Source organism: Roseateles albus (assembly GCF_028595345.1).
GTDB classification, from domain to species: Bacteria; Pseudomonadota; Gammaproteobacteria; order Burkholderiales; family Burkholderiaceae_C; genus Paucibacter_A; species Paucibacter_A albus.
This window is the reverse complement of the sequence record NZ_JAQQXT010000007.1, coordinates 237,724-258,648: the sequence shown is the minus strand read 5'-3', so window position 1 is coordinate 258,648 and position 20,925 is coordinate 237,724. Positions and strand designations below refer to the sequence as shown.

Here is a 20,925-nt window from a genome sequence, read left to right as displayed (position 1 = left end):
CGCTTAGTCAACGCCGCGTCCGGCTCATTTGAGGGCCCAGCGGCCACGTCTGGTAAATTGCCTGCGTGTCCTGTGCTCCCTTCCTCATCAAGAATTTGCTCCGGCTGGCCTTGGCCTGCGCCGCGCTTGCGCCCCCCATGGTTTGGGCGGCGGCCGGCGCGCAGGAGTTCCGGGTTGACCTGATTCAGCTGGACCCCTGGGCCAAACCCAATCCGGACCCTGGGCGCAAGGGCAAGGAGGCTTATGTCGGCATCGTCGCGGACCTGTTGAACGAATTCGAGCGCCGCAGCGGCCACAGCACCGTCAGGACCCTCACGCCCTATGCCCGTGTGGAGCGCGACCTGCAACTGGGTGACACCGATTTTTCCATCATGGCCTGGGGCGAGGCCAGAGCGGCTTACGCTAACCGAGGTACGGCCTTTGTGCCGCTTGATTTCGGCGTTAAGGCGCGCAAAGGTGTGCGGCTGAGGAGCTATGACGATTTGCGCCAAATCGTCGTGGCCGCGCCGCGTGGCCTCAAGGTGGACCCCCGCTTTGACGTCGATGCGGATGTGCGCAAGGAATTGCTGGTGGACTACACCCAAGCCATTCGCATGACGATTGCGCAGCGCGATGCCAAGGCCGTGGCAGGCTCCCTGTCTTCCTTGGGTCACATCATTCACAAGCTGGGCCTGGAGGCCGAATTCGGCGATGTGCTGGTGCTCAACACCACCTATCTGACCGTGGCTTTCTCGAAAAAATCGCCCTTGCTGGCCTCCGAGGCCCAGGTCAATGCCATCTTCAAAACCATCGTCGACGATGGCACGGCCAAGAAGATCTATGAGCGCTGGATGTTCCCGACAAGCGATTGATTCCAACACGATGCGTATGACTCCGAATCGCCCATCCCTTGCGAACCCCCGTGTGGCTTTGACCCTACTTTTGGCCTTGCTGCTCAGCGCCTGCCAATCACCGATCAGGCTGATGCCGACGCCGGTCAGTTTCAGAACCGGCGATGTTGATCCCTTCGCGCAAGCCGGCGCCAAATTGCTTGGCACCGAGGTGCCTGTGCTCTATGTCACCAACCGAGGCGCGGTGATCGAAAAGCCCGAACCCATCCACTCCATCTTGCCCAGCGAACGCCTGCGCATGGGCGTCGCCCATGTCCGCATCGGTGATGAATACCTCGACTGGGAAACGCTGCATCGGCTCTCCACCAGCGACGATGCGGATGAGCGCCCGCTCGTGCAACTGGAGTCCTTGGAGCAAATGGCCTCCTTGGACGCCAAGCAAAGCTTCAGCGATTCGCCCTCCACCCAAGCGTTCTTCGCGCTGCTGAACAAGACCTTGGCGGCCAGCGAGAGCCAGGAGCTGGTCATTTATGTGCACGGCTCCAACAACACCATTCCGCGCGGCGCTGCGCAGGCGGCGCAACTGCGCCATTTCACCGGCAGGCGCATGGTGGTCTTGTCATTTTTGTGGCCATCTGCAGGCTCTATCCTCAAGTACTTTACCGACGTCGGCAATGCCAAGGCCTCGGTCGAGCCCTTTGTCCGCCTGCTGGAACTGCTGGCCGAACACTCCAAAGCGAGCGGCATCAATGTGCTGGCCTACAGCGCGGGCGCGCAGATAGTCAGCCCGGCGCTGGCACAACTTGGCCAGTCGGCCCGCCCGGGCGAGACGCGCGAGCAGTTGCGCCAGCGCCTGCGCTTGAACCATATCTATTTCGCCGCCGCCGACATTGACACGCGCCGCTTCGTCGACGAGTTGAAGCTCTATGTCGACTTGGTGGGCCGGGTCAGCAATGCCGGCAATTTGAATGATTCGGCGCTGCGCTTCAGCGCCCTGGTGAACCGGGCTTCGCGCATAGGGCGGCTTGACCGGTCGGACCTCGATGCCGAGCAGACCGGCTTTTTGATCGACGCGTCAAGACAGTATGACTTCGATCTGATCAAGGTCGACCCCCAGTCCATTCCCAAGCTGCCGCAGCGTTCGCACGCATTCTGGTACGAAGACCCCTGGGTCAGCAGCGATTTGCTCGGGCTTTTGCTGCTCAACGCCGAGCCACAGCGGCGCGGTCTGGAAGTCCAACATGCTGATCGAGGCGCGCGCTACTGGACCTTCCCGCCCGATTTTGATCTGCGGGTCAAGCAGCTGTTCAAGCCGGCCGGCGAGCTGCAGTCTGGGCAAGAAGCCGGCCTGAGCAAGTGAGGCTGCGAAGGCGGCGCAGCTATTCAATCAGGCCGCGCACCAGCGCCCGCTCCACATTGGCGAACTTGGCCATTGCCGTCTTCATCATCTTGAAGCCCAACTTGGCGTAGAAGGCCTCTTTGCCGGGCGCCGCATACAGCATCACCTGGGCGGCGCCGGCTTGCTCGGCCAGCGAGTCCATGATGGCGCGGCCAAGACCTTGGCCCTGGTACTCGGGCAGCAGCACCACATCGAAGATCACACACCACAGCACGCCGTCGCTCAAGGCGCGGCCGGCGCCGATGATGCGGCCGTCCGCATAGACAAAGCAGCGGCTTTGGCTGTTTCTGAAACTCAGCTCCAGCGTGGCCGGATCGCGCGTGCCCAGCGGCGCGCGCTCGAACACCTCGGCCAGCGCAAGCCAGTCAAGGCCTTCGATCTGGGTCGACAGTCGAATCGTCATCGCCGCATCGCCTGCAACCGCGCCTTCACATCGGGCCACTCGCTGTCGATGATGGAGAAGTAGACGGTGTCACGCACGCGGCCGGTGTCGGTGACGATGTGGCGGCGGAACACGCCTTCTTGGCTTGCGCCTATGCGCGCAATCGCAGCGCGTGACTTGTCGTTCAAGGCGTCCGTCTTCAACTCGACCCGGTGCGCACCCAAGGTCTCGAAGGCGTGGGTCAACAAAAGCGTCTTGGCCTCGGTGTTGACGTTGCTGCGCTGCCATGCCGGCGCGACCCAGGTCCAGCCGATTTCCAGGCGCCGGTCGCGCAGCGAGATATTGCCGAAGCGGCTGCTGCCGACCACTGGCCCGGCTTGTCCGGGGCCAGCCAAGACCAAGGCGAAGGGCAAGGAGACGCCGCTGGCTTGATCTTTCAGCGCCGCCTCAACGTAAGCACGCATGCCGGCGGCCGTGCGTACCTGGCTGGGTACCCAGCGCCACAAGGCGGGATCAAGCCCGACGGCGGTCAGCCCATCGAGATGGTCCAGGCTCAAGGGCTCCAAGCGCAGACCCGGGCCTTGCAGGGTGATGGGCGCGATTTGCATCGTAGGTATAGGCTGTGGCGTCATGGCTAAAGGTGTTGCAAAAAGAGAATGTTGAGAAGAGTAAGGGGCTGATGCGTCAGAGGCACAGATGCGCCATCCAGGCGCCGACATCTTGCTCGGCCGCCGTGCCCGCCGCCATCGCTTCGCGGATGCGGCCGCGCTCGACGGCGCTGCGGTTCTGGCTGAGCTTGAACTTGCCCTCCCAGCGCCGGACATGCAGCCGAAAGCCGACGATGGCGCCCAGCATCTTGCTTTGAAAGTCCGCCGGCAAGTCGCGCCACTGCGCGGCATAGGCCGGCTCATGCTGGGCGATCAGGCGTTTGAGCAAGGCGTCCTTGGCCTGCTCATCGTGCACCAATTCCAGCTCGCCATAGGCATGCACGGCCGCATAGTTCCAGGTCGGCACCGACAGCTTGCTGTCGGCATGGCGCGGCGAGACATAGGCGCTGGGGCCGCTGAACACCGCCATCACATCCCGGCCCTGTTCATGCATGCCGGCCAGCCAGGCCCAGTGCGGATTGGCTCGTGCCATATGGCCTTCCAGCTGCAGGGTGCAGCCGCTCTTGGGTGAAGGCTCCTCCAGCAAGGTCAAGGGCAGATGAGTGCCGAAGCTTTGGCCTTGCGCGTCCGGGCCAATCAGCAAGGCCAAGGGGTAAAGCTTGATCAGGCGGGCGGCTTGGGCCAGGTCTTGGGTGGCGAAATGGGCGGGGTTGTACATGGTGGGCGCCTCGGGTACGGTGAACAATTCAAACGACAGGCCTGCAGCATAGTGGCCGGCTTGGTACGATCAAAGATCCACTTTGCGTCAATATCATGGATCCAATCAAAGCAGCCCCCATGACACTGGACCCGGCCGGCATGAGCTTGCTTCCCGGTCAGGGTCTGGCCCAGCAAATCTACGCGCAGCTGAAGGACAAAATCCTGCAAGGCGCCTTGGCCGCGAGCGCGCGGCTGCCCACCACGCGTGAGCTGGCGCTGGCGCTGGGGGTGTCGCGCAATACCGTGGTTCGAGCCTACGAGGCGCTGATCAGCGAGGGCTTTGTGTTCGGGCGAGTGGGTTCGGGCTGCTTTGTGGCCGAGATTGCCGGCCTGAGTCAGCCCGCTGCGGGCAAGGCGCCCGCGCCCGCAAGCCAGGGGCAGCAACCAGGCACTGAGCTGTGGGCGCGGCTGCAGGACTTTGAGACCGCGCCGACGGTGGGCTTGCGGCCGCGGGCCTTTCGCCATGGCCTGCCCGCGCTGGACTTGTTTCCGCACGCCTTGTGGTCCCGTTTGCAGGCACGCTTTTGGCGTCAGCAAGAGCAACAGCGCCAAGCTGCCGGCCTGAGCTACGGTGATCCTGCCGGACTGCCGCGTCTGCGCGAGCTGATTGCCGCCTACCTGAGCCACTCCCGTGGCCTGCAATGCAGCGCCGAGCAAGTCATCATCACGGCCGGCTCGCAGCAGGCGATTGCGATGGCCGCGCTGGCGCTGGTGCAGCCGGGCGACAGGGTCGGCATGGAGTCGCCCGGCTACCGGGCGGCGGCGGCGGCCTTGAGCCTGAGCGGAGCGGACGTGGTGCCGGTGCCGCTGGACAGCCAAGGCCTGCGCATCGGCGCCCTGCAAGCCTTGGGGCCGCTGAGCCTGGTCTACACCACACCCTCGCACCAATATCCGACCGGAGTGGCCATGAGCTTGCAGCGCCGGCTGGAACTGCTGGCCTGGGCCGAGCGCGAGCAGGCCTGGATCTTGGAGGATGACTACGACGGTGAATACCGCTTCAACGGGGTACCGCTGGCGCCCTTGGCGACCCTGGCCAGTGGCAGCATCCGCCAGCGCACGCTCTACATCGGCAGCTTCTCCAAGCTCTTGTTTCCCGGCCTGCGCCTGGGCTATCTGGTGGCGCCCGCTGCCTGGATGCCGACCTTGGCCAAGTTGCGCTCGGTGCTGGACCGCCAGTCATCGATTGCCGACCAGGTGGTGATGGCCGACTTCATGGCCGAAGGGCATTTTTTGCGCCATGTTCGGCGCATGCGTCGCGCCGCGCTGGAGCGGCGCGACGCGCTGATGGATGCTTGGACACAGCTCATGCTGCCGCAGCTACCGGCGCCCTGGCAGGAGTATCTGCAGCTGCAGCCGGTGGATGCTGGCTTGCAGGCCTTTTTGCCCTTGCCCAGCCGCCAGCTGGAAGTGCAGCTGCATCGGGCGGCGCTGGACGCCGGTATCGACATTGGCGCCCTGGCCCAAGTCGGCGGCTTGCCGGCGCATAGCCAGCAAGCCGGCTTGACGCTGGGCTTTGCCACCGTGGATCCGGCCGAAATCCGCCGGGCCACACAAGCCTTGGGCCGGGCATGGCGGCCGGTCTTGCTGGCGCTCGCACCGAACTCAGCGCTGAGCTGAGCTGCCTTGCCTTGGGGGCAATTCCGAGTATGACCAATGCCATGGCCTGGCATAACGAACTAACATCGCGGCTTCCCTGTTCAACCGGAGCCCCTGATGCGTCGTCTGCTGATCGTTACTGCCCTGGCCGCTTGCTTTGCTGTGGGGGTTCAAGCCGAAGCTACTTCGGTCGGGCATACCTACACACCGCCTGAGGCGTTTGCGATCAGCCAGACCGGCTCGCTGCTGCGCCTCACCGCGCCCGAGGGCGATGCCACGGTTACCGTGGTGGAGCTGGCCCAGGCCAAGGATGCCGCGGATGCTGTGGCGCAGGCTTGGCAGCAGGTGCAGCCCGACTTCAAACGCACCTTGCTGCTGGCCACGCCGAGGCCCAAGCGCAATGGTTGGGTGGAGCAGTCGGTGTTCGATTACGAGACTTCGCCGAATGAAAAGCTGGTGATCCAGGCCTTGGCAAGGCGCTCCAGCACCGATGGCGGCTGGGTGGTGCTGCTGCTGCAAGCCTCGCAAGCCACTTTGGAAAAACGCGGCTCGCCGATCGGCAAGTTCTACAGCAGCCTGCGTCCCAAGGGCTATGAGCGCGAAAGCTTCGCGGGCCGCAGCCCCAAGCCGCTCACGCCCGAGCGGGTCGAGCAGCTCAGGGCCTTTGTCGCCGACGGCATGAAGAAGCTGGATGTGCCCGGCGTGGGCCTGAGCTTTATTGACGGCAACAAGGTGGTTTGGGCCGGGGGCCTGGGCGTGCGTGCATTGGGTAAGCCCGAGCTGGTGGATGCTGACACCTTGTTCATGGCGGCCAGCAATACCAAGGCCATGACCACCGGCTTGCTCGCCAAGGCGGTGGACGCCGGCAAGCTGCGCTGGGACCAGCCCGCCGCCCAAGCCTACCCAGGCTTCAAGCTGGCCGAGCCGGAGGTGACCCAGAGCGTGCTGATCAAGCACCTGGTTTGCGCCTGCACCGGCATGCCGCGTCAAGACCTGGACTGGATCTTTGCCAACGGTGCGGCTCCGGCCAAGAGTACGTTCGATCAACTCAGCGGCATGAAGCCGACCTCCAAATTCGGCGAGGTGTTTCAGTACAGCAATCTGATGGTGGGCGCGGGCGGCTATATCGCCGCAGCCACGCTGAAGCCGGGCTTGGAAGTGGGCAAAGCCTATGACCAGGCCATGAGCGAACAGTTGTTCAAGCCGCTGAACATGACGCGCACCACCTTTGACTACAAGCAGGCGCTGAGCGGCAACCATGCCGAGCCGCATGGCGACGCTTTTGATGGCAGCACCCGCCGCGCCAGCATGGACGTCAACTACACCATCGTGCCGGCCCGCCCGGCCGGTGCGGTGTGGACCAGCCCGCGCGACTTCAGCCAATGGGTGCTGATGGAACTCGGCAAGGGCCGCGCCCCCGATGGCAAGGTGGTGATCAGCGAGCCCAACTGGGCCGAGCGCTACAAGCCGCAGGTGATGGTGGGGGAGGACACCTACTACGGCATGGGCCTCTTTATCGACAAGCAATACGGCATCACCGTGGCCTCGCACGGCGGCGACATGCTGGGCTTTCACTCCAATATGATCTGGCTGCCCGAGTACGGCCTCGGCGTCACCATCCTGACCAACTCCGACGCGGGCGTGCTGTTGCGCGGCCCGCTGCAGCGCAAGCTGCTGGAGCTGGTGTTCGACGGCAAGCCCGAGGCCGACGAGCGCTTGCAAGTCGCCATCGCCAACCGCAAGGCCGAGAACGATAAACAGCGTGAACTACTGACTCTGCCGGTGCCGGCGGAGGCCATCAAGCCGCTGGCCGCTCGTTACCACAGCCCCGAACTCGGTTCACTGCAGGTGCAAAAGGCCAAGGGCGGCAAGCTGATCTTCAAGTTCGCCCACTGGGACAGCGAAGTCGCGCTGCGCAAGAACGAAGACGGCACGCACAGCTATTTCTCCATCGACCCGGGCGAGGCCGGCTTCGAGTTGGTGCGGGACGACAAGGCCGCCAAGCCCACGTTGGTGATGCGCGACGCGCAGCATGAGTACCGGTTTGTGGCGCGTTGAGGGGGCGCTGAAGCCATGCTGATCGCGGCGATGTCAATGTTGATGTCGTTCGCGTCAGTGCAAGGCGTGCAAGGTGGCCGGGCGCATGCATGAACACAGGGCGTTAGTGAGTCTTTTGATTACATCGCGCGTAGGCTCCAGGCACAGCACAGCACAGCAAAGCAAAGCACAGCCCAGGCTGGGCAGTCTCTCGTCGTGCTGCGATAGCGCTCGGCGAACCTTGATGTCAGCCAATACAAAACGCATTCAATTTATTGCCGTCTAGATCACGGAAATAGCCGGCATAAAAGCCTTCGCCGCGCGGCCCCGGCGCTCCCTCATCCTTGCCACCGAGCGCCAAGGCTTTGGCGTGCAGTGCGTCCACCTTGGCGCGGCTATCCACCACCAAGGCCGCCATGGCGCCGTTGCCTGGGCTGGCGGGCTGGCCATCGAAGGGGGTGAGAATGCCCAGGCTGGGTTGGCTCATCGACATGCCCCAGGCATAACCGCGCCCAAAATCCATGATGCGCTTGACGCCTATGGTGGCAAGCAATTCGTCACAAAAAAGCCGCCGCGCGCGGCAGGTCATTGGTTCCGAAAGTCACATAGCCAATCATTGCAGTCTCCAAGCGTGATGAAAAATTGCGGGTCTAAATTTTGCCCGTGAACACCCGCCCCAACCAGCCCAAGTACCAATCCAGCAGCCGCTGCCAGCGGCTCTTCTGCGGCGCTTCATCTGGCGCAACGGCGGCAGCGGCAGCAGCCACTACATAACGCGCCTGTAAAGCGGTGTTGAATGCTGCGAAAAAATCCCCCGCCATCTTCTGCGCAGCCATGTCCACCAAGCGCGAACCTATTTGCGCGATCTTGCCGCCGACGCTGGCTTGCACTTCATAGTGCAGCAGGGTCAGGGTTGGGCCCTGGGATTCCAGCCGAACTTGGGCCGTGCCTTTGCCATGGCCGGCGGCGCCGCCATTGCCTTCAAACGCGAGGCTATAGCTGTTTGGCGGCTGCAGGTCGCTGAGCTTGAGCTTGCCTTTGAACTTGGCCTTGACCGGGCCGATGGCGACGGTCATCAAGGCCTCGTACTCCTGCTCACCGATCAAGCTCAGGCTTTCACAGCCGCTGATGCTGGCCTTGAGCAAGTCGGCGTCGTTGAGGGCTTCCCAGGCCTGGGCTTGGGAGACGGGCAGCGATTCTTGTCCGGCTAAATTCATCGTTGGGCTTCGGTGTGGGAGAGGATGGCCATCAGATCCTGCAGGCTGGCCAGATTGTGAACCGGCAAATGCCGCGTGACTTCGGGCAGAAGCGCCCGCACGCCGGCCGCTTTGGGCTCGAAGCCCTCAAAGCGCAGCAAGGGGTTCAGCCAAATCAACTGCCTGCAACTCAGGCGCAAGCGCTGGGCCTCAAAGGCCAGGCGTCGGCATTGCGGGTCGTTGTCGCTGCCCTGCTCCAGCCCGTCGGTGATCAGCAGCACGATGCTTTGGCTGCTCAATACGCGGCGCGCCCAATGCTGGTTGAAGGCATGCAGGCAGGCGCTGATGCGGGTGCCGCCCGACCAGTCTTGCACCTGCCGCGCCACTGCCGCCACGGCCAGATCGGGGTCGCGTTGCTTCAGCAAGCGACTGATCGGTGTCAGGCGGGTGCCAAACACAAAGCTGTGGATGCGGGGCGAGCCGCGATTGTTGGTGTGTTTGCTGCTGCGCTGGCTTTGCGGGTTAGTCAGGCCATGGGCCAGATGCAAAAGCATTCTTGAATAGCGGCTCATCGAGCCCGAGATATCGGCCAGGATCAGCAGCGGTGCTACGGTTTGTCGGGGCTTTTGGCGCAGCAGCGCCAGAGACTCGGACCGCGCCTGCGCGCGCAGGCTAGCGCGCCAGTTCAGCCGGCCGCCTGCTGCCCCTTGCCAGCGCCGCGTCGGGCTGGGCGGTAGCAGCGCGCCCATTTGGCCCAGCAGGCGCTTGGCCATCAACCATTCTTCGCTGGTCATGGTGTCGAAGTCGCGCTGGCGCAGTTGTTCGCGCTCGCTCCAGCTCAAGTGGGCGTCGATGTCCAACTGCTGCTCGGGTTCGGCCGCCTGTGCCTGTTGCTTGGGCGCATGTGGAAACAAGGCCTGCGCCAAGCGCCTATTTTCGGGCAGGGCAGGCAGGCCCGGCTTGGCCTGCGCTTGCGGCAAGAGCATGCGCATTACGCGGCCGAGCAGATCGGGGTCGCGCCAGAAGATGTGAAAGGCTTGATCGAACAGCGCACGGTGCTCGGCGCGGTCCAGCAAGCAGGCGGACAAGGTGGCGTGCAGGTCTCGGCGCGAGGCCAGCCCCGCCAGTTCCAGCGCTTGCAAGCTCAACAACACGCGGTCGCTGCCCACGGACATGCCGGCCTCGCGCAAGACGCGGGCGAAGTGCATCACGTTCTCGGCCAGGTGATCAGCCACGGTCGCTGATCACTTGGGCCTGCACCTGCTCCAACAGCCGCGCCGCCTCCGAGCCCTGCACCCGCAGGATGTCGTCCTGGTATTTCAAGAGCACGCCCAGCGTCGAGTGCAGCGTCGCGGGGTCGAGCACCAGGGCGTTGAGTTCCAGCAAGGCGCGCGACCATTCGAGGGTCTCGGCCAGGCCCGGCAGTTTGTAAAGCTCTAGCTGGCGCAGGCCCTGGATGAAGGCGACGATTTGCTGTGCCAGCCGCAATGGCAAGCCGGGCAGACGCAGGCGCAGGATCTGCAGCTCGCGTGCGGCGTCGGGGAAATCCACCCAGTGGTAGAGGCAGCGCCGCCGCAGTGCGTCATGGATCTCGCGCGTGCGGTTGGAGGTGATGATGACGATGGGAGGCTGGGTGGCCTTGATCACGCCCAGCTCAGGGATGGTCAGCTGAAACTCACTCAAGACCTCCAGCAAATAGGCCTCAAAAGCCTCGTCTGCCCGGTCCAGCTCGTCAATCAGCAAGATCGGCGCGATGGTATTGGCCGGGTCTATGGCCTTGAACAGGGCGCGTGGAATCAAAAAGCGCCGCGCAAACAAGTCCTCGCTCAGCGAGGCTTTTTGCTCGGGCCCTTCCGCCAGCCGGATCTCCAGCATCTGGCGGGCGTAATTCCATTCATAGGCGGCAGCATTGAGGTCCAGGCCCTCATAGCATTGCAGCCGGATCAAGGGCCGATCCAGCATCAAGGCCAAGCTCTTGGCGATTTCGGTCTTGCCGGTGCCCGGCTCGCCTTCGAGCAAGAGCGGGCGCTGCAAGCGCAGGGCGAGAAAAGCGGCCGTGGCCAGCTCGCGCTGCGCCACATAGCCATGTTCCAACAAGAGCGCGGCGGTGGCGTCTATCGAGTCCGGCAGCGCAGCTGACGCTAACTTCACGAGCAAGCGGCTACGGCCCGGCCCGCCAGCACCGGGATCAGCGCCGCGCGGTAGGCTGCCGAGCCGTGCAGGTCGCTGCTGAGCTGCTCCGGGCTGATGCTGACCGCCAGCGTCGCAGCCTGGCTCCACTTGGCGGACAGCGCTGCTTCCAACTCGGTCGCGCGGAAGACGCCGGCAGCAGCGCCGGTGACGGCGACCCGCACGCCGGCGGCCGTTTGCGCCACAAACACACCAACCAGTGAAAAGCGCGAAGCCGGCTGTTTGAACTTCTGCCAGCTGGCCTTGGCTGGCACCGGGAAGCTGACCGAGCTGATGATCTCGCCCGGCTGCAAAGCGGTCTCGAACAGGCCGAGAAAGAAGTCGTCGGCGCTGATGCTGCGGCGATCGGTGTAAATGGTGGCGCCCAGGCCCAGGACCGCCGCTGGGTAGCAAGCGGCCGGGTCGTTATTGGCCAGGCTGCCGCCGAGCGTGCCCCGGTTGCGCACCTGGCGGTCGCCAATGCGGCCGGCCAGATCGGCCAGGGCAGGGATGGCCTGCTGCACTTCTTTGCTGGCGGCCACGGCCGCGTGCGTCGTCATCGCGCCGATCACGACATGGGCGCCCCTCCCCTCATCATTCACGCGGATGCCTTTCAGGTCGGCCAGCCCGCTCAGGTCGATCAGCGCCTCGGGTGCGGCCAGACCGAGCTTGATCGCACCTAGCAAGGACTGACCGCCGGCGATCAGTTTGGCTTCCGGGGCGGCGGCCCGCTGGCCGGCTTCGGCCAAGCTAGCGGCTTGGGTATAGGTGAAAGTGGTCATTGCAAGCTCCTTGCTGTGAGTTCACTGCGCCAGCCGGGCGGCCTGAATCGCTTGCCAGACCACATGCGGCGTGGCCGGCATGGCAATGTCCTTGATGCCCAGCGCATCGCAGATCGCGTTGATGACGGCCGGCGGCGAGCCGATAGCGCCCGCTTCGCCGCAACCCTTGACCCCCAGCGGGTTGTGTGTGCAGGGTGTGCCCTTGGCGGTCTTGATCTGAAAGCTGGGCAGGTCATCGGCACGCGGCATCGCGTAGTCCATATAGCTGCCGGTCAGCAATTGGCCCGACTCGGTGTCGTAGATGCCATGCTCCAGCAAGGCTTGGCCTATGCCCTGCGCGATGCCGCCCTGCACCTGGCCCTCGACAATCATCGGGTTGACGATATTGCCGAAGTCATCCACCGCGCTGAAGCGGTCCACCCGCACATGGCCGGTGTCCGTGTCCACCTCGACCTCGCAGACATAGCTGCCGGCCGGGTAGGTGAAGTTGGTCGGGTCGTAAAAAGCGTTCTCGTTCAGACCCGGCTCCAGCTTGTCGAGCGGATAGTTGTGTGGCACATAAGCCGTTAGCGCGACGGACGCAAAAGGCACGCTGCGATCGGTCCCGGCGACCTTGAAGACGCCTTGTTCGAACTCGATATCGCTGTCGGCCGCCTCCAACAAATGAGCGGCGATCTTCTTGCCCTTGGCGATCACCTTGTCCACCGCCTTGACGATGGCCGTGCCGCCGACCGAGAGCGAGCGGCTGCCGTAGGTGCCCATGCCGAACAGCACTTTGCCGGTGTCGCCATGCTGGATGTCGACATCGTCGAAGGCGATGCCCAACTTCTCGGCCACCACCTGGGCGAAGGTGGTTTCATGGCCCTGGCCATGCGAGTGGCTGCCGGTGAAGATCGTGACCTTGCCGGTCGGGTGCACGCGCACCTCGCCGGCCTCGAACAAGCCGGCGCGCGCGCCCAGGGCGCCGGCGATGTTGGACGGCGCCAGCCCGCAGGCCTCGATATAGGTCGAGTAGCCCAGGCCGCGCTTGAGGCCCCGTGCTTCGCTCGCGGCACGCCGGGCGGCGAAGCCCGCCACATCGGCCAGTGCGATCACGCCGTCCAGCGTCGCGTCGTAGTCGCCAATGTCATAGCTCAAGCCCACCGGCGTGGCGTAAGGGAAGCTGCGGATGAAGTTGCGCCGGCGCAGCTCGGCCGGGTCCAGCCCCAGCTCGCGAGCGGCGGTCTCGACCAGGCGTTCCACCACATAGGTTGCCTCCGGGCGGCCCGCACCTCGGTAGGCGTCGACCGGCGCGGTGTTGGTGAACACGCCGGTGACTTCGGCATAAATGGCCGGCGTCGTGTACTGCCCGGCCAAGAGCGTTGCGTACAGAATCGTCGGCACGCTGCTGGCAAAGGTGGACAAATAAGCGCCGAGATTGGCGCTGGTATGCACCCGCATGGCGACGAACTTGCCGGCCGCGTCCAGGCCCAGCTCGGCCACGGTGGCATGGTCGCGGCCATGCGCGTCGGTGAGGAAGCTCTCGCTGCGCTCGGCCGTCCATTTGATCGGCCGGCCGAGCTGGCGCGTCGCCCAGGTCAGCGCGGTTTCTTCGGCGTACAGAAAGATCTTGGAGCCAAAGCCGCCGCCCACGTCCGGCGCCACCACGCGCACCTTGTGCTCGGGGATGCCCAGCACAAAGGCACACATCAAGAGCCGCTCCACATGCGGGTTCTGGTTGGCCACATAGAGCGTCCAACTCTCGTCTCCGGGGTTGTAGGACGCATTTGCGGCCCGTGGCTCAATCGCGTTAGGGATCAGGCGGTTGTTGCGGAACTCCAGCCTGGTCACATGGATGGCGCGTGCAAAGGCCGCGTCGGTGGCGGCTTGGTCGCCGCAGCCCCAGGTGTAGCAGACGTTGTCGGGCGCTTCGCTGTGCACGCTGCTGGCGAAGTTCTTGGCGCTGGCGGTATCGACCACCGGCAGCAGCTCCTCGTAATCGACTGCAATCAGCTGCGCAGCGGCCTTGGCTTCCTCATAGGTCTCTGCCACCACCAGCGCGACCTGGTCGCCCACATAACGCACCTTGCCATCGGCCAGAATTGGATGCTTGGGCTCCTTCATCGGGCTGCCGTCCAGGCTCTTGATCAGCCAGCCGCAGGGCAGGCCGCCCACCGCGCGGAAATGCTCGCCGGTGTAGACCGCCAGCACGCCCTCGGCCGCTGCAGCCGCTGCCGTGTCAATCGACTTGATCGCGGCATGCGCATAGGGCGAGCGCAGAAAGTAAGCGTAGGTTTGGCGCGGCAACACGATGTCATCGGTGTACTGGCCGCGCCCGGTCAGAAAGCGTGCGTCCTCACGGCGGCGCACGCTTTGGCCGATCAGGCCGGTCTGGGCTCCCAGCGCCGCGCTCATGGCTGCACTCCTTGCGCGCCCAACATGACGGCTCGCACGATGTTCTGATAACCGGTGCAGCGGCAGAAATTGCCTTCCAGCGCCTCGCGCACCTGCGCCTCGGAGTGGCAACCGTGATGTTGAACCAAGTCCACCGCGCTCATCACCATGCCCGGCGTGCAAAAACCGCATTGCAGGCCATGGCATTCCTTGAAGGCGGCTTGCATCGGATGCAGCGTGCCGTCGGCGGCAGCCAAGCCTTCGATGGTGGTCACTTCGGTGCCGGCCGCTTGCACGGCCAGCAGGGTGCAACTCTTGACGGCGCGGCCGTTCACATGCACGGTGCAGGCACCGCATTGGCCGGTGTCGCAGCCTATATGTGTGCCGGTCAGGGCCAGGTCTTCGCGCAATAGTTGCGACAGCAGGCGCTCGGGCGCAGTGCTGCGCGTGACCGTCTTGCCGTTGACCTTGAGCGTAATTTTGCTTTGGCTCATCTCTCGTCTCCTGGAGGGTGGCGGGCGGGCTTGTCAAACCCCGCCACATCATCTCCTCGACCGGGCCGGCGCGCCACTCACGGTTTACCCGCCTGTATGTCCATACATGGGTCGTTCGGCTGCGCCCGCCCTGCTCATGCCACTGCGCGGGCGCAGCAGCATGAGCAGGGCGGATCATGCGACTATCGGGGTCTCAATCTGAGAACGCAAAGGCCGGCCGCATGGAAAACGCTTATCACCGCTTCAATGAGCTGTTCGCACAGCTGGGTCTGCCGAATGATGACGCGGGCATCCACGACTTTCTGAGTCGCCACACCCCTTTGGCACCGGAGATTCGCCTCGCCGACGCGCCGTTCTGGAACGCCGCGCAGGCGGAGATGCTGCGCAAGTCGCGTCGTGATGATGCCGATTGGGCCGGCTTGGTCGACCAGCTCGACGCGGGGCTGCGCCATCAGGCTTGAGTGGCCGGGGTTCAGCTTCTCATCGTAGGATCTCGGTCATGGATAACGTTGATTTAGATGTGTTGCGCCAAGTCGCTGCCTGGTCAAAAGCAGGCCGCGGCGCGGTGCTGGGCACCATCACGCGCACCTGGGGCTCGGCGCCGCGCCCGGTTGGCTCGGTGGTGGCCGTGCGCGATGATGGCGCAATCGCCGGTTCGGTGTCGGGCGGCTGCATCGAAGATGATTTGATCGCCCGGGTGCGCGAGGGCGCGCTGAATTTGACCGGCCCACGCTTGCAACGCTGGGGCGTCGGCGCCGAAGAAGCTACCCGGTTTGGCCTGCCTTGCGGTGGCACTTTGGAGCTGATGCTGGAGCCACTCACCGGCGCCTCGATGATTGACGAGTTGCTGGCGCGGCTGGATCTTGGCGAGCGGGTCTGCCGCACCTTGGACCTGGGCAGTGGCGCCGTGGTCTTGAGCGCGCCGCTGGCCGGCGCTGATCTATTGAGTGTCAACGAGCGCCAGCTGATCACCCATCATGGCCCGCAGTGGCGCTTGCTCATCATCGGCGCCGGTCAAATGACGCGCTACTTGGCCAGCATGGCGCTGGGCCTGGATTACCAGGTCTTGATTTGTGACCCGCGAGAGGAATATGCAGACGGCCTGGCGCTGAACGGGGTCCAGCTGACGCGCGAGATGCCCGATGATGTGGTGACGGCTTTTGCCCCCGACGGCCATAGCGCCGTGGTGGCCCTGACGCATGACCCCAAGCTTGACGACCTGGCCCTGATGGAGGCGCTCAAGAGCCCGGCCTTTTATGTCGGCGCGATCGGCTCGCGCGTCAATCAAAGCAAACGCAAGGCGCGTTTGGCCGAGCATTTCGGTCTGAGCGATGAGCAACTCGCTCGCCTGCATGGGCCGGTGGGCTTGCATATCGGCGCGCGCACGCCGCCCGAGATTGCGCTGTCCATACTCGCTCACATGACGGCGGAGCGCTACGGCGTTCGCTTGAGCAGCTCGCAACTGCGCTCGGGCGCAGAAGAGGGCGGCTGTGCGGTCTGACTTCTTAGCGGCTGTCGTGGCGGCTGTCGTAGCGGCGGTTTTGGCTCTCAGCAGCCTCTCATCCGCAGCGGCCGAGTCGGTGCGCGAACAAGAAATAGCCGAATGCCGCCCCGGCGAAATCGCCACCTGGGGCGACGGCCGCGACCGCCCCGCGCTGAGCAAGCCGCTGGTGTTTGTGTACTGGCATGCGGGCGCGCCGGCCTGGTTTTCGTCCTCGCAGATGATGGCCGTGCTCAAGCGAGCAGGTCGCGCCTGGGGAGGCTGCGGCGTGGAGAGTCAGATCATTGCCTTGGTCGGCAATGCGGAGCTGCCGCCCGAGGCGGTGGTCGTGCAGTGGAGCGAGCCTGGCAGCCGGGGCAACTTCGGCCTCGCCAACTTGGGCCAGCGCACGCTGGCGCTGAGCCCGGCCATGTTTGCGCTGCTGCGCACCCGTAACCCTAACTACCCCGCCGAGCAGACGCTGCAAATGGTGGTCTCGCATGAGATGGGGCATTTCTTCGGCTTGATGGCGCATTCGCGCCGCTGCGTTGATGTCACCTCGTATTACAACGATGGCAAGGGCGGCAGTTGCTATGCGCGCGATCTGACACAGCTCAAAAGCGTGGTGGAGTACCGCTCGATCTTGCCGACTGCTTGTGACATTCAGCGCTGCCGCATTGCCAATGGGCTGAGCCCCAAAGCTCCCTAGTATTTTGAAAATTTCCATCATGAAACGATTGAATTCCATGGCCAAGCTTGGCCTGATTGCGGCGAGCTTGTGTGGCTCGGCGCTTGCCCTTGCCGCAGGGCCTGATTACCTGGCCGGTCAGGCCTTGCTCGGCAAAGCGCAACAGGCGAGCAGCAATCAAGAGCGGGCGAAGGTCTACCGCTGGCTGTTTGCCATCGATGACTTGGCCGAGATCGAACGGCGCACCCAGGCCGCGCTTGAGCCGGCGGCCCAGTCGCGCGTGCTGCCGGCTGATTTACTGGCGGCCGGCCGCCTGGCGTTGGAGCAGCGCAATTTTGAGCGGGCGCAGCGCGCCTTCGCTCGCGCGCTGTCACATGCCAAGGCGCAACCGCAGGACAAAGCCGCCGCGCTGCCGGGCTTGAGCCAGCTTGCCTTGCAGCAGCGAGACTATGAGGTGGCACTCAAGCAGGCGCAGGCCAGCATTAAGTTGAAGCCTTCGGGCGACGGGCTGATTGCCTTAGCCGATGCCTTGATTCGCTTGGGCCGCACGGCCGAGGCCGTCACGGCGGCCGAGCAGGCGGTGGCGCTGGAGCCGCAGCATGAGATGGCGCATTACCTGCTCGGTAACGGCTATGCACGCAAGAACTACAGCGAACTGGCCGCCGCGCAGCCGGCCGCATACGCACAGGCGCAGCAGCTGACGCGCGAGGCGTCCGAGGCCTTTGTCGGCGGCGACTTCAAGCGCGCGGCCGCTCTAAGCGAGCAGGCGCTGCGTCTGCTGCCGGGCTACGGCCGGGCGCACGCGGTGCTGGCCAAGGCCTTGGAATCGCAGCGCATGGTCTTGGACGTGAACCGTGCGGGCGCCGAGGCGCGCTTTGCCGCCATGCCTATGCCGACAATCCCTGGTATCGAGCGTTATGTGCTGAATTGGGCGCAGCTGTCTCCGCGCCATCAGAAACGCGTGGCGCTGTCGATCGCACCCTGGAAGGCCTATGTGCCCGTGCTGGTGGAGGGCGGTGCCACGCATTTCATCAAGCCGCTGCATATGAAGCTGTCCGAAACGCCCGGCGGGCAGGCGCTGAAGGATCAGCGCATCAATTACGACTCGCGCCTGTGGGACGACGTGCGCGGCGCCGGCGGCTTCAACACGGTGACCGGCATCGAGGATGTGGAGCGCTCGATCTTTGATCGCTACAACACCGTGCTGCATGAGCTCACTCACCAAGTGCATGGTGTGATGACGGTCGAGCAGACGCGCGAGATTCAAGCCTTGTATCAACGCGCCAAGCTGCGCGACGAGGCGAGTAAGAACGGATTTTTGTCGCGCTATGCCGCCGGCTCGGTGTGGGAGTATTTCGCGGAAGGCGCCAATAGTCTGGACACACCGCGCCGCGACACCTTTGACAACCGTGAGATCGTGCGCGAGCGCCTGGTCGAGATCGACCCCGATTTGCAGGCCTTGGTGACCCGCCTTCTGGCCCAGCAAGATGTCAGCGCTAGCCTGCCCATCGCCCTCGTCAATGCCGGCAACCAAAAACTGGAAGAGGGGCAGGCCGCGCAAGCGCTGGCCTTGTACGCACGCGCCGCGCAGGTGGCGCCGAATGATGCGGTCGTGCTGACGGCGCAACTCAGCGGGCTTGCTATGAGCGGCGCCGAGCCGGCGGCGGTGTTGGCTCTGGCAGCGCAGGCGAAGAAAGCACAGCCCGGCAGCGGCGCCTTGGCTGTGGCGGCGGCCGAAGCCTCTTGGCATGCGGGCCACAGCCTGGAGGCAGTGACCGACAACTTGGCGGCCGGCCGATTGGGCTTGACCGGCGCGGACGACCGTTATCTGGTCGATCTCGCCTTGGGTGACAACCACCGCAAGCTCGGCGACGGCCCGCGCGCACTGGCTGCTTTTGATGCGGCGCTGGCCTATCAGTCCGACAGCCCCGAGGGTTTGTGGGGCCGCGCTAGCGCGTTGGCCATGCTGGACGAGCGCTGGGACGAGGCCTTTGCCGTCTATGAGCAGGCGCTGCGCCTGCGCACCGGGGTCGTCGCACTGCGTGCCGATCTGGTGCAAGACCTGCTGCGCGCCGGCCGTTTTGATCTTGCCGCCAAGCAACTGAGCGAGGCCTTGTTGCTGGACGCCGAGGATCCGCGCTTGGCTGCGCTGGGGGCATGGCTGGCATTGGAGGGCAAGAAAGATCCCGAGGGTGCGCGGCTCTTGGCCCATGCGGCGCTGGAAAAGGCGCCGTGGAATGATCTGGCCTTGATCGTCAAGGGGGCAGCCTTGAAGTCATTGGGGCGGCTTGAGGAGTCTCAGCAGGTCTTGGCGCCGCTGCGCGAGCGCATGGCCAAGAGCGCGCCGCCGCAATGGCTGTATCGGGCCGACAAGTCGAGCTGGGTGTCGGTACACGAGTTGCCGAATGTGGAGCGAGGGCTGATACGGCGATGGCTTGATGACTGAGTCAGTGTCTTTGAGCTGCCGGATCACCCACCAAAGTCTGCGCATTCTCTGTGAGCCTCTGCGCCTCTGCGAGCTCTGCGTCGGTATTTTCAGGCTCTTGGACTTCAGGGCAGGAGATGCTTCCCCAAGCATGGTGGGCATTGACGCCGGTACGGCCGATCAAGGTACGAAACGGTTACATGCGCACATGCAATACTTACGCGCCCCAGCGGTTGTCGCTGGGCGTTGAGACCGGCCGGCGCTTTGAACCAGCGAACACGCCGCGCACATTTTTTGCCTTGAAGGACGCGCTATGAAAGTTGTGATTTTGAAAAATGCCGCCGAGGTGGCTGCTTATGGCGCGCAGATATTCATCAAGACTATTGCGGCCAAGCCTAATGCTGTCTTGGGTCTGGCGACCGGCTCAACGCCACTGGCGCTGTACAAAGAATTGATCGCTGCGCGCAAGGAGAACAAGGTTTCTTTCAGCCAGGTCAGCACCTTCAATCTGGACGAATATCTGGGCCTGGCCGGCACCCATCCGCAAAGCTATCGCTACTTTATGAATCAACAGCTGTTTGACCATATCGATATCGACAAGGCCCGCACCGCCGTGCCGGCCGGTGACGCCGTCAATCCGCTGAAGGCCTGTGCCGCCTATGAAGCGGCGATTGTCGCCAAGGGCGGCGTCGATGTTCAACTGCTGGGTATCGGGCGTAACGGCCATATCGGCTTCAATGAGCCGTCCTCCTCGCTGCGCTCGCGCACCCGCGTCAAAACGTTGACGCGCGCCACCATTGAAGACAACGCGCGTTTTTTTGGCCCCGATGAGTTTCAGCCGCATTTGTCGCTGACCATGGGTATTGGCACCATCCTGGAATCCAAGAAGATCGTGCTGCTGGCCACCGGCGAAAGCAAGGCCGAGGCGATCAAGGCGACGGTGGAAGGCCCTTTGTCTGCAGCCTGCCCGGCCTCGGCGCTGCAATTGCATGAGAATGTGATCGTGATTGTGGATGAAGCGGCCGCCAGCAAGTTGTCGGACGTCGAGTTCTTCAAGCACATCGAAGCCGAGAATCAAAAAATACTCAACAAGTATTCGGTCTGATCTTCGCTCCGCAACCTGGAGATTTTCGATGACTCAAAGCACCAAAGTTCTGGCCCTGTGCGGCAGCCTGCGCGCCAAATCTTCGAACAAAGGGCTGCTGCGCTTTGCGCAAGCCCATGCGCCCGAGGACATGAGTATTGAGATTGCCGATTTGTCGGCAATTCCTTTCTACAGCGCGGACATCACCGAGGTGCCGGCGGCCGTCACGCAATTGCTGGCGCAGTTTGGCGCTGCCGATGCTTTTATCTTTGGTGGCCCCGAATACAACTATTCGATTTCGCCGGCCTTGAAGAACGCATTGGATTGGGCTTCGCGTGCGCCGAACAACGCCTTGCTGGGCGGCAAGGCTGCCGCCATCATGGGCGCCGGCGGCGGCATGGGCACCTCGCGGGCGCAATACCATTTGCGCCAGGTCTGCGTGTTCATTGACGTGCACCCACTGAACAAACCCGAGGTTTTCGCCAATGCCTTCGCCGGCCAGTTTGATGCCGACGGCAACCTCACGGACGACAAGATCAAGGACGGCGTCAAGGCGCAGTTGGCCGCACTGGCGGCTTGGTCCCTGCAGCTGCGCAAGTAAGTGACTTGTTCTTGAGGCGGGG

The 20,925-nt window shown here is 64.0% G+C and carries 20 protein-coding genes; 10 read left to right on the top strand and 10 right to left on the bottom strand.

The annotated features are described in order from the left end of the window. The first annotated feature begins 65 nt into the window (after positions 1 to 65). Together PRZ03_RS13385 and PRZ03_RS13380 are read left to right on the top strand one after the other, a co-directional pair. Complete coding sequence (locus PRZ03_RS13385; protein WP_273600755.1) at positions 66 to 851, top strand: substrate-binding periplasmic protein; 786 nt, start codon at positions 66 to 68, stop codon at positions 849 to 851. 52 nt (positions 852 to 903) lie between these two features. After that, positions 904 to 2,190 carry an alpha/beta hydrolase gene (locus PRZ03_RS13380; RefSeq protein WP_273600754.1) on the top strand — a complete coding sequence of 429 codons (1,287 nt, stop codon included), beginning with the start codon at positions 904 to 906 and terminating at the stop codon, positions 2,188 to 2,190. Positions 2,191 to 2,209: 19 nt separating this feature from the next. Here the strand turns inward: PRZ03_RS13380 and PRZ03_RS13375 are convergent, their stop codons facing one another. From PRZ03_RS13375 to PRZ03_RS13365, 3 genes are read right to left on the bottom strand one after another with little or no spacing between them, the layout of a single operon-like run. Next, positions 2,210 to 2,632 (bottom strand): GNAT family N-acetyltransferase, encoded by a 423-nt coding sequence (locus PRZ03_RS13375; RefSeq protein WP_273600753.1) that lies wholly within the window; start codon positions 2,630 to 2,632, stop codon positions 2,210 to 2,212. Further along, positions 2,629 to 3,243 carry a GNAT family N-acetyltransferase gene (locus tag PRZ03_RS13370; protein ID WP_273600752.1) on the bottom strand — a complete coding sequence of 205 codons (615 nt, stop codon included), beginning with the start codon at positions 3,241 to 3,243 and terminating at the stop codon, positions 2,629 to 2,631. Before PRZ03_RS13370 ends, PRZ03_RS13375 begins: the two co-directional genes overlap by 4 nt. Before the next feature lie 52 nt (positions 3,244 to 3,295). After that, the gene (locus PRZ03_RS13365) at positions 3,296 to 3,937 is read right to left on the bottom strand and encodes an FMN-binding negative transcriptional regulator (protein WP_273600751.1); all 642 of its coding nucleotides are present in this window, start codon (positions 3,935 to 3,937) and stop codon (positions 3,296 to 3,298) included. Positions 3,938 to 4,032: 95 nt separating this feature from the next. Here PRZ03_RS13365 and pdxR point away from each other — a divergent pair, with 95 nt between their 5' ends. Both pdxR and PRZ03_RS13355 read left to right on the top strand, forming a co-directional pair. Further along, positions 4,033 to 5,595 carry a MocR-like pyridoxine biosynthesis transcription factor PdxR gene (gene pdxR / locus PRZ03_RS13360; protein WP_273600750.1) on the top strand — a complete coding sequence of 521 codons (1,563 nt, stop codon included), beginning with the start codon at positions 4,033 to 4,035 and terminating at the stop codon, positions 5,593 to 5,595. A gap of 96 nt (positions 5,596 to 5,691) precedes the next feature. Next, on the top strand, positions 5,692 to 7,632 hold the full coding sequence (locus tag PRZ03_RS13355) for a serine hydrolase domain-containing protein (RefSeq protein ID WP_273600749.1): 1,941 nt from the start codon (positions 5,692 to 5,694) through the stop codon (positions 7,630 to 7,632). Between the two features lie 226 nt (positions 7,633 to 7,858). Here the strand turns inward: PRZ03_RS13355 and PRZ03_RS13350 are convergent, their stop codons facing one another. The 7 genes from PRZ03_RS13350 to PRZ03_RS13320 form a co-directional block, all read right to left on the bottom strand. Further along, positions 7,859 to 8,164, bottom strand: a complete 306-nt coding sequence (locus tag PRZ03_RS13350) for a VOC family protein (RefSeq protein ID WP_273600748.1) — start codon at positions 8,162 to 8,164, stop codon at positions 7,859 to 7,861. Positions 8,165 to 8,261: 97 nt separating this feature from the next. Beyond that, complete coding sequence (locus tag PRZ03_RS13345; RefSeq protein WP_273600747.1) at positions 8,262 to 8,828, bottom strand: CoxG family protein; 567 nt, start codon at positions 8,826 to 8,828, stop codon at positions 8,262 to 8,264. Continuing rightward, entirely contained in the window at positions 8,825 to 10,042 is a 1,218-nt protein-coding gene (locus PRZ03_RS13340) for a vWA domain-containing protein (RefSeq protein ID WP_273600746.1), read from the bottom strand. Before PRZ03_RS13340 ends, PRZ03_RS13345 begins: the two co-directional genes overlap by 4 nt. Beyond that, entirely contained in the window at positions 10,035 to 10,958 is a 924-nt protein-coding gene (locus PRZ03_RS13335; RefSeq protein WP_409993959.1) for an AAA family ATPase, read from the bottom strand. Before PRZ03_RS13335 ends, PRZ03_RS13340 begins: the two co-directional genes overlap by 8 nt. Then, a complete protein-coding gene (locus PRZ03_RS13330) occupies positions 10,955 to 11,758 on the bottom strand; it encodes an FAD binding domain-containing protein (protein ID WP_273600745.1) in 804 nt (267 codons plus the stop codon). The genes PRZ03_RS13335 and PRZ03_RS13330 overlap by 4 nt, the downstream gene beginning before the upstream one ends. A gap of 21 nt (positions 11,759 to 11,779) precedes the next feature. After that, positions 11,780 to 14,152 carry a xanthine dehydrogenase family protein molybdopterin-binding subunit gene (locus tag PRZ03_RS13325; protein WP_273600744.1) on the bottom strand — a complete coding sequence of 791 codons (2,373 nt, stop codon included), beginning with the start codon at positions 14,150 to 14,152 and terminating at the stop codon, positions 11,780 to 11,782. Further along, positions 14,149 to 14,625 carry a (2Fe-2S)-binding protein gene (locus tag PRZ03_RS13320; RefSeq protein ID WP_263532499.1) on the bottom strand — a complete coding sequence of 159 codons (477 nt, stop codon included), beginning with the start codon at positions 14,623 to 14,625 and terminating at the stop codon, positions 14,149 to 14,151. Before PRZ03_RS13320 ends, PRZ03_RS13325 begins: the two co-directional genes overlap by 4 nt. A 221-nt stretch (positions 14,626 to 14,846) precedes the next feature. On the opposite strand from PRZ03_RS13320, the gene PRZ03_RS13315 reads away from it, so the two are divergent. From PRZ03_RS13315 to PRZ03_RS13290, 6 genes are all read left to right on the top strand, one after another. Further along, complete coding sequence (locus PRZ03_RS13315; RefSeq protein WP_263532498.1) at positions 14,847 to 15,086, top strand: DUF2789 domain-containing protein; 240 nt, start codon at positions 14,847 to 14,849, stop codon at positions 15,084 to 15,086. 38 nt (positions 15,087 to 15,124) lie between these two features. Continuing rightward, positions 15,125 to 16,126 carry an XdhC family protein gene (locus PRZ03_RS13310; RefSeq protein WP_273600743.1) on the top strand — a complete coding sequence of 334 codons (1,002 nt, stop codon included), beginning with the start codon at positions 15,125 to 15,127 and terminating at the stop codon, positions 16,124 to 16,126. Then, complete coding sequence (locus PRZ03_RS13305) at positions 16,116 to 16,814, top strand: zinc metalloprotease (protein WP_273600742.1); 699 nt, start codon at positions 16,116 to 16,118, stop codon at positions 16,812 to 16,814. The genes PRZ03_RS13310 and PRZ03_RS13305 overlap by 11 nt, the downstream gene beginning before the upstream one ends. Positions 16,815 to 16,833: 19 nt before the next feature. After that, on the top strand, positions 16,834 to 19,239 hold the full coding sequence (locus PRZ03_RS13300) for a tetratricopeptide repeat protein (protein ID WP_273600741.1): 2,406 nt from the start codon (positions 16,834 to 16,836) through the stop codon (positions 19,237 to 19,239). A 292-nt stretch (positions 19,240 to 19,531) separates the two neighbouring features. Next, the gene (gene nagB, locus PRZ03_RS13295) at positions 19,532 to 20,323 is read left to right on the top strand and encodes a glucosamine-6-phosphate deaminase (protein WP_273600739.1); all 792 of its coding nucleotides are present in this window, start codon (positions 19,532 to 19,534) and stop codon (positions 20,321 to 20,323) included. A 28-nt stretch (positions 20,324 to 20,351) separates the two neighbouring features. Beyond that, complete coding sequence (locus PRZ03_RS13290) at positions 20,352 to 20,903, top strand: NADPH-dependent FMN reductase (protein ID WP_273600738.1); 552 nt, start codon at positions 20,352 to 20,354, stop codon at positions 20,901 to 20,903. Positions 20,904 to 20,925: the final 22 nt, after the last annotated feature.

Coding starts and splice junctions, on each gene's coding strand:
- PRZ03_RS13375 (WP_273600753.1), bottom strand. CDS start 2,632: ATGACGATTCGACTGTCGACCCAGATCGAAGGCCTTGACTGGCTTGCG.
- PRZ03_RS13370 (WP_273600752.1), bottom strand. CDS start 3,243: ATGACGCCACAGCCTATACCTACGATGCAAATCGCGCCCATCACCCTG.
- PRZ03_RS13365 (WP_273600751.1), bottom strand. CDS start 3,937: ATGTACAACCCCGCCCATTTCGCCACCCAAGACCTGGCCCAAGCCGCC.
- pdxR (WP_273600750.1), top strand. CDS start 4,033: ATGGATCCAATCAAAGCAGCCCCCATGACACTGGACCCGGCCGGCATG.
- PRZ03_RS13355 (WP_273600749.1), top strand. CDS start 5,692: ATGCGTCGTCTGCTGATCGTTACTGCCCTGGCCGCTTGCTTTGCTGTG.
- PRZ03_RS13345 (WP_273600747.1), bottom strand. CDS start 8,828: ATGAATTTAGCCGGACAAGAATCGCTGCCCGTCTCCCAAGCCCAGGCC.
- PRZ03_RS13330 (WP_273600745.1), bottom strand. CDS start 11,758: ATGACCACTTTCACCTATACCCAAGCCGCTAGCTTGGCCGAAGCCGGC.
- PRZ03_RS13325 (WP_273600744.1), bottom strand. CDS start 14,152: ATGAGCGCGGCGCTGGGAGCCCAGACCGGCCTGATCGGCCAAAGCGTG.
- PRZ03_RS13320 (WP_263532499.1), bottom strand. CDS start 14,625: ATGAGCCAAAGCAAAATTACGCTCAAGGTCAACGGCAAGACGGTCACG.
- PRZ03_RS13315 (WP_263532498.1), top strand. CDS start 14,847: ATGGAAAACGCTTATCACCGCTTCAATGAGCTGTTCGCACAGCTGGGT.
- PRZ03_RS13310 (WP_273600743.1), top strand. CDS start 15,125: ATGGATAACGTTGATTTAGATGTGTTGCGCCAAGTCGCTGCCTGGTCA.
- PRZ03_RS13300 (WP_273600741.1), top strand. CDS start 16,834: ATGAAACGATTGAATTCCATGGCCAAGCTTGGCCTGATTGCGGCGAGC.
- nagB (WP_273600739.1), top strand. CDS start 19,532: ATGAAAGTTGTGATTTTGAAAAATGCCGCCGAGGTGGCTGCTTATGGC.
- PRZ03_RS13290 (WP_273600738.1), top strand. CDS start 20,352: ATGACTCAAAGCACCAAAGTTCTGGCCCTGTGCGGCAGCCTGCGCGCC.